This window comes from Pseudoalteromonas sp. CF6-2 (assembly GCF_021729425.1).
Classification (GTDB): Bacteria; Pseudomonadota; Gammaproteobacteria; order Enterobacterales; family Alteromonadaceae; genus Pseudoalteromonas; species Pseudoalteromonas arabiensis.
Genome location: NZ_CP091443.1, coordinates 118,896 through 130,347, shown reverse-complemented (window position 1 = coordinate 130,347; position 11,452 = coordinate 118,896). Strand labels below are relative to the sequence as shown.

Below are 11,452 nucleotides of genomic sequence, written 5' to 3'. Positions count from 1 at the left end.
CTACTCTGCTGAGCACTAATTCGTTATGATGATGTGTCTTTAAGTTATTGAGTTTTCGTTATGATTACAGAGCTAATTACACAGATTAATTGGCAAAGTGGTGTGCTTGGTACTGCTGTAGGTGCTGTTGCAAGTGGTGTTATTTTTGCGCTGCAAAAAAGTCGCTTAAAAAATCAGTTAACTGAACTGCAAAATAGCCAGCAAATCCTGCAAAATCATTTACAACAAAAGCAGCTGCAACTTGAACAAAGCCAACAGACGCTTTCTCAGTTACAGCAAGATTACGCTGAACAACGTGATGAGTCTCAACACTTTAAAACTCGTTTTGTAGAACAAGAAAAACAAGCACAACAATACAACCAATTTTGGCGTCAAGTTGAAGCTGAGCTTGCTGACACTAAAGCTTCACTTAATCAGCGGGATGTTGATTTAAGTACCTTACGAAGCACGATAGAGCAAAAAGAACTGCATTTTAAAGAGCAGCTTAGTCATATCAAAGAAAGCAAAGAGCAACTCAAAAAAGAGTTTGAAAATCTCGCTAATCAAATCCTTGAAGAGAAATCGCAGCGTTTTAAAACCTTAAACCAAGAGAGTATTGAGCAACTATTAAAGCCGGTTCAAGGTGAGCTAAAAGGCTTTCGCGATAAAATGGAATTGATCCACGTTGAAGATCTTAAGCAGCGTGCTGCACTTAAAACTGAGTTATTGCATTTACAGGCTAAAAGCCAAGCTATCACTGAACAAGCTGATAGGCTGAGCACCGCATTACAAGGGCAAAAGAAAACCCAAGGTAATTGGGGGGAGTTAATGCTTGAAAATGTACTAGATAGCGCTGGGCTGCGTGCAGGGGTAGATTATCAACGTGAAGTATCGTTTAACACCGAAGACGGTCGTTTACGCCCTGATGTGGTGGTGTATTTACCTCAGCAACGTCATTTAGTTATCGATGCTAAAACCTCTTTAAACGCGTATACACGCTATGTAAATGCTGATACAGAGCTTGAGGCGCAGCAGGCGCTAAAAGAGCATGTAACCGCTGTGCAATCGCGTATTAATGAGTTAGCAAGCAAAGCCTACGACAGACTCCCTGGTATTAACTCACCTGAAGTGGTGATCATGTTTGTACCGATTGAGTCAGCATTTGTTGAAGCACTTAAATACCAAAGTGATATTTATCAGCAAGCTATCGAGAAAAACATTTTAGTCGCAACTCCAACGACCTTATTGACCAGCTTGAACATAGTAAAACAACTGTGGCGTTTTGAAGAGCAAACTAAATACTCAAAAGAGCTTGCCGCCCGCGCTGAGCGTTTTTATAACAAGCTCAATGGTTTCCTAACCAGTATGGAAGGGGTTGGTAAGCAATTAGACCGCGCCAAAGAAAGTTACGATAAAGCGTTTTCTCAGCTGTATCGTGGTAAAGGAAACTTGATTAAGCAGGCCTCTGAGTTCAAAGAGTTGGGTGTGTCTGTTCAAAAAGAGTTACCCGCGGACAGTGTTGAAAAAGCCCACTTAGAGTTAGATTAATATCTATCAAAAAAGCCAACGTCATGTTGGCTTTTTATTAGTTAATAAGTTCAGCTGAAACGATATCGTTGAGCAGTAAAAAGTGGTTAAGTACAGACTCCTCAAGCTCGAATACATGCGCTACTTTTTCGCCATTTGCTGACATTCCTGTTTGCGCACCTGCAAACTCGATATGTAACCCTAAACGCTTCAGGGTTTGGGCATCGTAACTATAAATAGCGGAATCATGTCTTTCGCTAATGCCTGGCATCACTCCTATGATAGTAACCGCTTGTTCAACGTTAATGATATCGAAAAATTGTCGTTCTGCGGTTTGCCATTTTGCTATATAGCTAGCGACCTCGGGTGGCTGATCCATCGGCACGTATAATGGCTGTAATGAGCCACCACGCCAGCCGATAACGGCTTGTTCCTCAACAAAGACATGCGGGCTTGCCGTAAGTACATAGTTGGCGCAGGAGGATGCACAAAACTCGCGTACCACAACATTGAGTTGATATTCATGAACTAAGCCTCCGAAATGAAGACCAGCCATCACATCACCACCTTGGCTATTAATAATTAAGGTGTTGATTTGTTGGCTGCTAGTTACTAATAATTGTTCGAACTTTTCAACATTTTGCTTAGATGTTTCGCCCTGAAAATAAATAGTGCCTGGCGATACCTCACTGATTTCAGCGACCCTTTGCTGTGTTGTTTTACAACCAACCAGCAGTACGCTCAATATTAATAAAAAACGCATTAACAATGCCTTGAAGTTTTGTTTGTATACAGTGCGCAATTTAATAATATGTCATTAACGAACTGCAAAAATGGCATAGTACGTTTTTTTACTTAAGAAATAAATCCACATAATAGGAACAATTGTATGAATATTGGAATTTATATATATGATGATGCCGAAGTGCTCGATTTGTCAGGTCCATTTGAGGTGTTTAGTACCGCTGAGCGCCTAGCGTATAATGACTGGCAAGTGAGTTTAATTGCCGAAACTACTCGTCCTGTTCTTGCCCGCGGTGGTTATAGTGTAAACCCCCATTACAGTTTCACAGACTGCCCTTCGCTTGATCTACTTGTTGTGGTTGGTGGTGACCATACTCGAGAACTTGAAAAAGCAGAGGTTATTGCGTGGTTAAAAGACACTGCCACTAACACCAAGCGTGTTGCCAGTGTTTGTACAGGGGCATTTTTGCTTGCTAAAACTGGGCTTTTAAACGGGAAAAATGTGACTACTCATTGGCAAGATCAATCTCAATTGGCTGCTATGTTTCCTGATCTCAATGTGATTGCTGATACTCGTTGGGTCACCGACGATAAGTTTACCAGCTCAGGGGGAATTTCTGCTGGCATTGATATGAGCCTAGCGTTAGTCGCTGAGTTTATTAGCTACGAACACGCCTTACTGACCGCTAAACAGATGGAATATCAATGGCAGACTTTATAATTGTTCAGCAATATAGTTGGTTATAAACTGCTTTAAACAGGCAGCCTTTTTACTCAGTAAACGTGCGCTTGGCCAGATAGCATAAATGTCGCGGTTTTCCCCTCGCCAGTGTGGCAGTACTTGAACTAGCTGCTGAGATTTTAATTCATCTATTACCTCAAACCGAGGTAACAAAGCGATACCTTGCTCATCACAAACTAAGTATTTTACAAATCCAGTATCATTAAAAGTAGTAGCAAATCGGCACATGTGAGTATAAGTTGCATTCGTTTGCGTATTGGTTAGCTGCCACTTATTTCTCAAAGTGGTACCAATTAATCTATGTTGTTTTAAATCTGCTGGCTCTTCTAAGGCAGGTGCCGAATCAAGATATGCTCTTGTGCTTACAAATAAAGTATCAACAGTTCCTAACTTTTTTTGATGGAGCATAGAATCAGCCTGCGGCCCTACTCTTATTGCTATATCTGCTTGGCTTTTACTGAGATCTTCAAGTTGGTTATTAAGCAGTAGCTCAAGTTGAATATCAGGGTACTGTTTAGTGAATGCGAGCCACATCGGCTTTAAGAAACCATGACTAATATTCAGAGGTGCTAAAACTTTAAGCTTTCCTGACAATTGTGCTTTTTGCTCATTAAGCTGGCGGTGAGTTTGTTCAAATTGCTCTATTAATTCAACATAACTTTGAAAGTATACCTCCCCTGCTTGCGTTAACGTGCATTGCCTTGCTGAGCGATTTAATAGCTGCTCACCTAAGCGTTGCTCAAGTCGTTGTAAGCGTCTCGACACTGTTGCGGTAGGCAGCGACAAGTTCTGAGCCGCATTACTTAGGCCGCCTTGTTTAACAATCTGTATGAATAGAGCGATATCGTCAATCATGTTCTCATTTATGCAATCATAGTTTGTTTATCTTACTATTTTTAGCACTTTTGCAATTAGATATCATGTCTTTTATTAAATCATTTAAGAGCATCTAATTATGAGTGTAAATGATATTTATATGATAACTTTTGTAGGCGTAGCGGCGACTTTGTTCATTGATCTTTATGCTTTTCTGCTGGCTAAAGTGTTTAAGATACCTTCATTAAACTTGTGTTTAGTTGGCCGTTGGTGCTTGGGTTTATTAGATGGAAAGTTTATGCACTTGAATATAGTAGCTAGCCCTGTTAAGCATTTTGAGTGCGTGTTTGGCTGGTGCTTACACTACTTTATTGGTGTTTTATTTTCGTTTCTATTTATATTACTGGTCGGTGTTGCTTGGCTTGAACAACCCACCTTAATCGCTGCGTGTGTATTTGGATTAGCGAGCGTATGTATACCATTTTTTGTTATGCAGCCAGCTTTAGGCATGGGGATAATGGCTACGAAAAGCGCAAACCCATTTCAAGCCCGCTTAAAAAGTGGTGTAACTCACCTACTTTTTGGTGTCGGATTATATTTATCCGCTCAATTTATGCAATTTATTTAGGAGTCGTTAATGGACGCAAAGCATTGGCATCAACGTTGGGAGAATAACGAAATAGGTTTTCATGAAGGAGACGTTAACCGTTACCTAGATCATTATTTTACTAACTTAAATTTACAGCAAGGCGATACTGTTTTTGTGCCACTGTGTGGCAAAACTCACGACATTCATTATTTGCTCGCGCAAGGTATGCGTGTTGTTGGGGCTGAGCTTAGTGAGATTGCCATTAAGCAATTATTTGATGAGTTAAAACTAGAACCCGAAATCAGCCAACACGGCGAGCTATTACGTTACCAAGGCGCAAATCTAACCGTTTGGGTAGGCGATATTTTTGCACTTACCGCGAATGAACTTGGCACTATCAACGCGGTTTATGACCGTGCCGCCTTAGTTGCGCTGCCAAAGCCTGTACGCATTCGCTATACCCAGCATTTACTTGAATTAACCAATAGAGCTAAACAATTAGTGGTGGTATTTGAGTATCAGCAAAGTGAGTTTTCGGGTCCGCCGTTTAGTGTGGTCGCCGATGAGCTACATCAGCACTATGATGCTTTTTATCAACTCACATTACTGTGTAAAGAACCCCTCGCAGGTGGCTTAAAAGGGCAAGTCCCTGCCATGAACGTAGCTTGGTTTTTAAGTTAGTACTTACAAACTAGCGGTGTGTAAATTCACACCCTAGTTGTGCGTTTTTGTGGCTGGTTATTGTATCTCTGTGCGTGCACCATAGTTAAAAGCGAATTGGTATGAAAAGAAAGCGTATTTAAGGAGCACATTTATGCAAAAGCCACGCGTTTTATTTGTTTCTCATGGCGGCGGTCCTATGCCTTTACTTGGCGATCCAAGTCATGCTGATATGGTAACTTGTTTGCAATCTATTGCTGCAAAAATTCAAAAGCCGTCAGCTATTTTGATGGTGAGTGCACACTGGGAAGCGAACCCTATTAGCATCACTTCGAGTGCTGCTCCTAAGCTAATTTATGATTACTATGGTTTTCCTGAGCCTGCTTACAGTATCGAGTATCCAAGTCCTGGCGAACCTGTCCTTGCCGAAAAAGTACATCAGGCATTGGCAAAGGCTAATATCGATAGCACATTAAACCCATCTCGTGGCTTTGATCACGGTATGTATGTGCCTTTGAAAATTATGTATCCAGAAGCAGATATACCTTGTGTGCAATTGTCGTTACATCCAAGCCTTGAGCCAAGCTTACACCTAGCGATAGGTGAGGCTTTACAACAACTTGATTACGATAATTTATTGAGCATTGGTTCTGGCTTTACTTTTCATAATATGCGCGCATTTTTCACCCCTGAAAGCGCTGAAATTAAAGCGCAAAATATGGCTTTTGAGCAATGGCTAGTTGATGTATGTGGTAATGCTGAGCTGAGTGAACAACAGCGACAAGCTAAGTTATTAGAATGGCAAATGGCCCCTGCGGCGCGTTTTAGTCATCCTAGAGAAGAGCATTTATTGCCATTACATGTTTGCTATGGTGCGGCGATGCGCCCTTGTAGTGATATTTACGAACTAAGTATTGCCAATAAGCAAGCCAGTATGTTCTTGTGGGACGATTGATTTTAAGTTTAAACACATTGTTTTCACGATAAATGTTAAGATTTTATTAAGTTAATTTGTTACGCTTGATTGGTTAAAACCAAGGGATAACAAAAATGAACTTAATAAAAACATCAACCCTTGCGTTTGCTGTGGTTGCGGGTTTAGGTTTGCAAGCATGCTCAAGTACAGAGCAAGCGAACACGCCATCAGCAACAGTGAACGCAACGGCTAATCCGCTTTCGCTTGAACAAATTTATAAAGAAAAAGACTTTAAAGCTGAGCGTAGTACCTATTTTACGTGGCTCGATGATGGTACCGGCTATACCGTACTTGAAGAGCGCGAAAGCAATAAAAACAACCAAGACGACAAAGCTAAAGACGATGAGCACGGCGTAAAAGGCAATGATATTGTATTTTATAATGCCGATGGGACGGGGCGTAAGGTGCTTGTTAGTTACGAAAAACTGATCCCCAAAGGTGAGAAAGAGCCTCTCACCGTTGAAAGCTATCAATGGTCTAAAGATGGTAAATGGCTGATGGTTTTTACCAATGGTGAACAAGTGTGGCGCTCACGAAGCCGCGGTGATTTTTGGCTTTTAAACCTTGAAACCGATTCGCTATATCAGTTAGGTGGCGAAAACATTGAAGCGAAAAAGCTGATGTTTGCTAAGTTCTCACCTGATAGCTCTAAAGTAGCTTATGTGCGTGATAACAACATCTACATGGAAAAAGTGGGTAGCAAGGCAGTGACTGCTTTAACCACTGATGGTAACGACACTATTGTTAATGGTAATTTTGACTGGGTATACGAAGAAGAATTTACTATTCGTGATGGTTTCCGCTGGAGTCCAGACAACAAATCAATTGCCTATTGGCAGCTTGATACTAGTGGCGTGAAATACTTCACTATGATCAATAACACCGATGATCTCTACCCTACCCTTAAAGAATTCCCGTATCCAAAAGCTGGCGAGATGAACTCAGCGGTTAAAGTGGGTGTGGTCAGTCTTAGCGACAAGAAAACTCGCTGGGCTGAGTTAGGTGGCGATAATCGCGATCGTTATATTCCACGTATTAGCTGGGCTGGCACTGGTGAATCTTTGATGATCCAAGATCTTAACCGCCCGCAAAGCCACAACAAGGTTTGGTTATTCGACTGGCAAAAACAACAGCTGACTAAAATTCTTGAAGATAAAGACGATGCCTTTATTGAGTGGTTTTATAAAGCAAACTGGTCAAAAGACGGTAAGTTCTTTATTTGGCATAGCGAGCGTGATGGCTGGCGTCATCTATACCGTGTATCTCGCGATGGAAAAACGATTGTTGATTTAACGCCGGGTGAATATGACATCATTGATATGTTAGCGCTCAACGAAGATAAAAACGTTATGTACTTTACTGCATCACCGGATGATCCTGGCCAGCGTTATTTATTCCGTACCTCGCTAGATGGCAGCTCTAAACCGATGCGCGTAACGCCTGAGTCATTCGATGGTTCAAACAGCTATTACATGTCTAAAGATACCTCTTGGGCGATGCATACCTTCTCTAAATTTGGCACCCCGCCAATGAAAGAGATCATTAAAGTAAGCGATCACAGTAATGTGAAAACCTTAGTTGAGAACAAAGCATTAAAAGAAAAATTAGCAACTGAGCAGTTACCGACTCACGAGTTCTTTACGGTAAACGCCCGTGATGGTGTTGAGCTTGATGGCTACATCATGTTCCCAGCGAATATGGATAAAAGCAAAAAATACCCAATCGTTTTCTATGTTTATGGTGAGCCATGGGGCTCAACAGTACAAGACCGCTGGGAAGGTAACAGTTACTTATACAAATCGTATTTAACTCAGCAAGGCTTTATTGTTGCCTCTGTTGATAACCGCGGCACGCGCGCACCTAAAGGCAGAGATTGGCGTAAGTCTATCTACAAAAAAATAGGCTCTATTACCGTGCGTGACCAAGTTGATGCCCTTGATGCAATGGCGAAACGTTGGGATGTCATTGATACCGACCGTGTTGGTGTATGGGGCCACTCAGGTGGCGGTAGTTCAACACTTAATTTGTTATTCCGCCATGGTGATAAATATAAAGTGGGGATTGCCTCAGCCCCAGTGCCCGATATTCGCTTGTACGATACCATCTATCAAGAGCGCTATGCGGGTAACCCAAATACCGATCCTGATAGTTACGACAACACGTCTCCGATCACTTTTGCAAAAGACCTGCAAGGTAAATTGCTACTGATCCACGGTACTGGAGATGATAACGTTCACTACCAAGGTTCAGAGCGCTTAATTAACGAATTAGTTAAGCACAATAAACAGTTCGAGTTTTTCTCTTACCCGAACCGTTCTCACAGCCTACGTGAAGGTGAAGGCACGACCCTGCACTACCACACTATGATGGCTAACTTCTTCGAAAAGCACTTACTTAACAAGTAAATATGCTTCAGTAATAAACCGCAGCTTAGATATTAAACTGCGGTTTTTTTATGCAAACTGTAAACCCCCGTTACACAAGAAAGCTATCAAATGTTTGAAGTAAACTATCAGTGCTGGCAATGGCGGCTGCGAGCTTTTGGATTATCTAATGAATATCCTGTATCCCAGTCAAGTCGGTGAACGGAGTTAACAATACCCTGTTACAATTGTCTTATTAACTAATCTTTATAATTGAAGTAGTGTCATTAAGTTATTGATTAAGGATATGAAATGGCATTATTAAAATTTAAAATTCAGTATCTAGCTTGGTTTATTACATTCGTTTTGACAGCTACAGGCTTGTATATCGCAGTGAAATACCAACAGCTCTATAGCTCACGCTTTATTGATATAGATATCAAGTCGAACGCGCTTGCAGAAATGCGCAGAGTTTTCATTCGCTTGCCCAAAAACTACAACTCTAACAAAGCTTATCCGCTCATAATTAAAACTGACGGCAACTTTAACCTTGATACTTGGGATGACGCTTTAAGTATTCTTGAAAGCACCGATGACAAGAATGAGGTTATTCTAGTGGCCATCCCTAACCTGTTTTGGCATGACACTCGAAATCGTGATTTAGTGCCACCTTACGCTCGTAAGGATGTGGCGATAAAAGCGCGCCCGTTTAATCAAAATCAGCGAGAAATATTTGGTAAAGCTGATGTGTTTTTAAAGTTTATAGAAACAGAGTTATTACCTTACTTAGAGGGAACGTATCGTATTAGCGGGCAGCGCACACTTACAGGGTTTTCGGCAGGAGGTAGCTTTGTGTTATATACCATGGTTACTAAACCAGAGTTATTTAATGCATACTTTGCTTTTAGCCCTGCGGCTTGGTATGACGATAATGTTGTCGTAAAACAGTTCAGTAAAAGCTTACCTAATACAGCTGGCAACACTCATTATTTTTATATCACATTAGGTGGTGATGAGAATCCAACCATAACTGGTGCATTTAATGGCTTAGTGAATGCTCTTCAAAAGCATGCACCAAACGACCTTACTTGGCAGCACCACATCAACAAAGGAGCTGACCATGAACAAAACGCAAAACAATCCGTTCGCAGTGCGCTAGATGGGGCTTTTAATCATTTTGATATGGCTCAGTAATGACGAAAAGCAAAGCTACAAATAGGCGTTAAATCAATTAACTAATTCTGTTTCTAGCAGCTTTTTATGGTTCATTAAAAAACTTTGTAATCAATAGTAACTTAAATGATGTTTACTTTTACATCATTAAGTTAGTAACTGCTCAAGCCATTCAATCACAACTTTATGTGTAGATGTTTCGAAGCGAGACTTTTCGGGAATGTAGTAACACAGTTTTGATTCAACTTCTTGGTTATTAAATGATGTTAGTAAGCCCGCATCTAGATAAGGTTGTACTAAGGTTTTTGAGCAAAACACCACACCTTTATTGGCGAGTACCTGGTTTATTCCAAATAGCTCTTGATCAAATGTTTTTATCTTGAAACATGAATCACTTAGGTTATTTATTTTAAGCCACTGCGTTAATGGTGGGGCTGGAAGGGCATTATTTTTCCATTGGCTTGTATATAAAGCAATCTGTTTATCAAGCCTAGGAGCGCTTTGTTTTGCGTTTGCCGCAAACATATCATAGCGCTCATATTTGATGATATCTGCTTTGTTTACTTCCTCACTATTTCCTAGTCGAACAGGCAGGGTATGCAGTTGCTTATCTAAAGTTTCACTAGTTGATATATCAAGTCGTAAATGTGGTTTTGCGTTATTCAGCTCTTCTAAAGCGGGTATTATTCTTAGGGCTGCTAGAGAAGATGTTGTGGTGATGCGTACTTGGTTATTTGCTTGGCTCAACTGTTCAATTGCCGCAAAAATAAGTTTAAAGCCGCTAGTTGTGTTTTGACTCAGGTACTTTCCTGATGGAGTTAAAGTTATCTTTCTCACTTCGCGATGAAATAAATCAGTATTTAACCGGCTTTCTAGATTTGCGATATGGTGTGAAACCGCTGTAGGCGTAATGGCAAGTTCAGTTGCCGCAGCTTTAAAGCTTCCAAGGCGGGCTGCTGATTCAAAGGCTTTTAAAGCTTGTAATGATATATGCATAACTAAACTCACTTATATTTATAGCTGAGTAAAACTTATTTATAGTGAATTTTAACTCGTTTGCTAAAACGTCTCAATTTGTTGATGATATCTATACATTAACTAATAAGGTTTTAATTATGACTACTCTTTTACACATTGATGCTAGTGTACGTGAAGTGAAAAATGATAATCCAAATCATAACTCTATTTCTAAAAATATTGCTAAATATTATATTGATACCTTACAAAAAAATAATGCTATAGCTGAGTATATCTATCGTGATGTAGGGATACATCCTCCCTCTTTTATCACTCAAGCTTGGATAGAGGCTGTGTTCACCCCTGTTCAAAAAAGGACTATACAGCAGCAGACACTGCTAGCTGAATCTGACGAGTTGATTGGTGAAGTGGCAAAAGCCGACACTATTGTGATATCAACGCCTATGTATAACTACGGCATGCCAGCACAATTAAAAGCATGGTTTGATCAAATTGTAAGAATTAACGAAACCTTTGATTTTGATTTAGAACGAGGAGATTTTCCTCTCAAACCGCTGCTTAAAGGGAAACGATTAGTGATCATTACCTCCACAGGAGAGTTTGGTTTTGAACAAGGTGGAATACGTGAACATATGAGTCATTTGGTGCCTCACCTTCGCACCTTAAGTCAGTATTTAGGAGTCGATAAAATTGACGAAATTGCCTGTGAATACCAAGAGTTTAAAGATGATAGACATCAGCGTTCACTTACCAATGCTTACGCGAAAGCTGAGCAATTAGCATTCACTCAATATAAATAAAGAAAGCCGCTTGATGCGGCTTATTTAGTTTTTGTAATGGGGGTTTACAGATACGACGAGAGTTAAAATTCATATCACCACTTTCTTAACGTCTTCTCACTTTTT

General features: G+C 40.5%; 11 protein-coding genes. 8 read left to right on the top strand and 3 right to left on the bottom strand.

Features of this window, described 5'->3' with window-relative positions; all coding sequences use genetic code 11:
• Positions 1-60: 60 nt before the first annotated feature.
• Positions 61-1,527 carry a DNA recombination protein RmuC gene (gene rmuC / locus L3Q70_RS17320; RefSeq protein WP_062567864.1) on the top strand — a complete coding sequence of 489 codons (1,467 nt, stop codon included), beginning with the start codon at positions 61-63 and terminating at the stop codon, positions 1,525-1,527.
• Positions 1,528-1,564: 37 nt separating this feature from the next.
• Here the strand turns inward: rmuC and L3Q70_RS17315 are convergent, their stop codons facing one another.
• Positions 1,565-2,269: a hypothetical protein gene (locus tag L3Q70_RS17315; protein ID WP_237115544.1), complete on the bottom strand. Its 705-nt coding sequence runs from the start codon at positions 2,267-2,269 to the stop codon at positions 1,565-1,567.
• A 126-nt stretch (positions 2,270-2,395) separates the two neighbouring features.
• On the opposite strand from L3Q70_RS17315, the gene L3Q70_RS17310 reads away from it, so the two are divergent.
• Entirely contained in the window at positions 2,396-2,971 is a 576-nt protein-coding gene (locus L3Q70_RS17310; RefSeq protein ID WP_237115543.1) for a DJ-1/PfpI family protein, read from the top strand.
• Here the strand turns inward: L3Q70_RS17310 and L3Q70_RS17305 are convergent.
• The gene (locus L3Q70_RS17305; RefSeq protein WP_062567861.1) at positions 2,966-3,847 is read right to left on the bottom strand and encodes a LysR family transcriptional regulator; all 882 of its coding nucleotides are present in this window, start codon (positions 3,845-3,847) and stop codon (positions 2,966-2,968) included. The genes L3Q70_RS17310 and L3Q70_RS17305 overlap by 6 nt on opposite strands.
• A gap of 121 nt (positions 3,848-3,968) precedes the next feature.
• Here L3Q70_RS17305 and L3Q70_RS17300 point away from each other — a divergent pair, with 121 nt between their 5' ends.
• From L3Q70_RS17300 to L3Q70_RS17280, 5 genes are all read left to right on the top strand, one after another.
• Positions 3,969-4,436 (top strand): DUF2938 domain-containing protein, encoded by a 468-nt coding sequence (locus L3Q70_RS17300; RefSeq protein WP_237115542.1) that lies wholly within the window; start codon positions 3,969-3,971, stop codon positions 4,434-4,436.
• 9 nt (positions 4,437-4,445) lie between these two features.
• Entirely contained in the window at positions 4,446-5,078 is a 633-nt protein-coding gene (tmpT, locus tag L3Q70_RS17295; RefSeq protein ID WP_062567859.1) for a thiopurine S-methyltransferase, read from the top strand.
• Between the two features lie 133 nt (positions 5,079-5,211).
• Entirely contained in the window at positions 5,212-6,012 is an 801-nt protein-coding gene (locus L3Q70_RS17290) for a class III extradiol ring-cleavage dioxygenase (RefSeq protein WP_062567858.1), read from the top strand.
• A gap of 95 nt (positions 6,013-6,107) precedes the next feature.
• Complete coding sequence (locus L3Q70_RS17285; RefSeq protein ID WP_237115541.1) at positions 6,108-8,438, top strand: S9 family peptidase; 2,331 nt, start codon at positions 6,108-6,110, stop codon at positions 8,436-8,438.
• A 270-nt stretch (positions 8,439-8,708) separates the two neighbouring features.
• On the top strand, positions 8,709-9,590 hold the full coding sequence (locus L3Q70_RS17280; protein ID WP_237115540.1) for an alpha/beta hydrolase-fold protein: 882 nt from the start codon (positions 8,709-8,711) through the stop codon (positions 9,588-9,590).
• Positions 9,591-9,716: 126 nt separating this feature from the next.
• On the opposite strand, the gene L3Q70_RS17275 is transcribed toward L3Q70_RS17280, so the two are convergent.
• Entirely contained in the window at positions 9,717-10,565 is an 849-nt protein-coding gene (locus L3Q70_RS17275; protein WP_237115539.1) for a LysR family transcriptional regulator, read from the bottom strand.
• Between the two features lie 119 nt (positions 10,566-10,684).
• Here L3Q70_RS17275 and L3Q70_RS17270 point away from each other — a divergent pair, with 119 nt between their 5' ends.
• Positions 10,685-11,347, top strand: a complete 663-nt coding sequence (locus L3Q70_RS17270; RefSeq protein ID WP_130152041.1) for an NAD(P)H-dependent oxidoreductase — start codon at positions 10,685-10,687, stop codon at positions 11,345-11,347.
• Positions 11,348-11,452 lie beyond the last annotated feature (105 nt).

Excerpts from the sequence above, each read along its gene's own strand:
- tmpT (WP_062567859.1), top strand. The coding sequence starts at position 4,446 with ATGGACGCAAAGCATTGGCATCAACGTTGGGAGAATAACGAAATAGGT.
- L3Q70_RS17290 (WP_062567858.1), top strand. The coding sequence starts at position 5,212 with ATGCAAAAGCCACGCGTTTTATTTGTTTCTCATGGCGGCGGTCCTATG.
- L3Q70_RS17275 (WP_237115539.1), bottom strand. The coding sequence starts at position 10,565 with ATGCATATATCATTACAAGCTTTAAAAGCCTTTGAATCAGCAGCCCGC.
- L3Q70_RS17305 (WP_062567861.1), bottom strand. The coding sequence starts at position 3,847 with ATGATTGACGATATCGCTCTATTCATACAGATTGTTAAACAAGGCGGC.
- L3Q70_RS17285 (WP_237115541.1), top strand. The coding sequence starts at position 6,108 with ATGAACTTAATAAAAACATCAACCCTTGCGTTTGCTGTGGTTGCGGGT.
- rmuC (WP_062567864.1), top strand. The coding sequence starts at position 61 with ATGATTACAGAGCTAATTACACAGATTAATTGGCAAAGTGGTGTGCTT.
- L3Q70_RS17300 (WP_237115542.1), top strand. The coding sequence starts at position 3,969 with ATGATAACTTTTGTAGGCGTAGCGGCGACTTTGTTCATTGATCTTTAT.
- L3Q70_RS17310 (WP_237115543.1), top strand. The coding sequence starts at position 2,396 with ATGAATATTGGAATTTATATATATGATGATGCCGAAGTGCTCGATTTG.
- L3Q70_RS17270 (WP_130152041.1), top strand. The coding sequence starts at position 10,685 with ATGACTACTCTTTTACACATTGATGCTAGTGTACGTGAAGTGAAAAAT.
- L3Q70_RS17315 (WP_237115544.1), bottom strand. The coding sequence starts at position 2,269 with ATGCGTTTTTTATTAATATTGAGCGTACTGCTGGTTGGTTGTAAAACA.
- L3Q70_RS17280 (WP_237115540.1), top strand. The coding sequence starts at position 8,709 with ATGGCATTATTAAAATTTAAAATTCAGTATCTAGCTTGGTTTATTACA.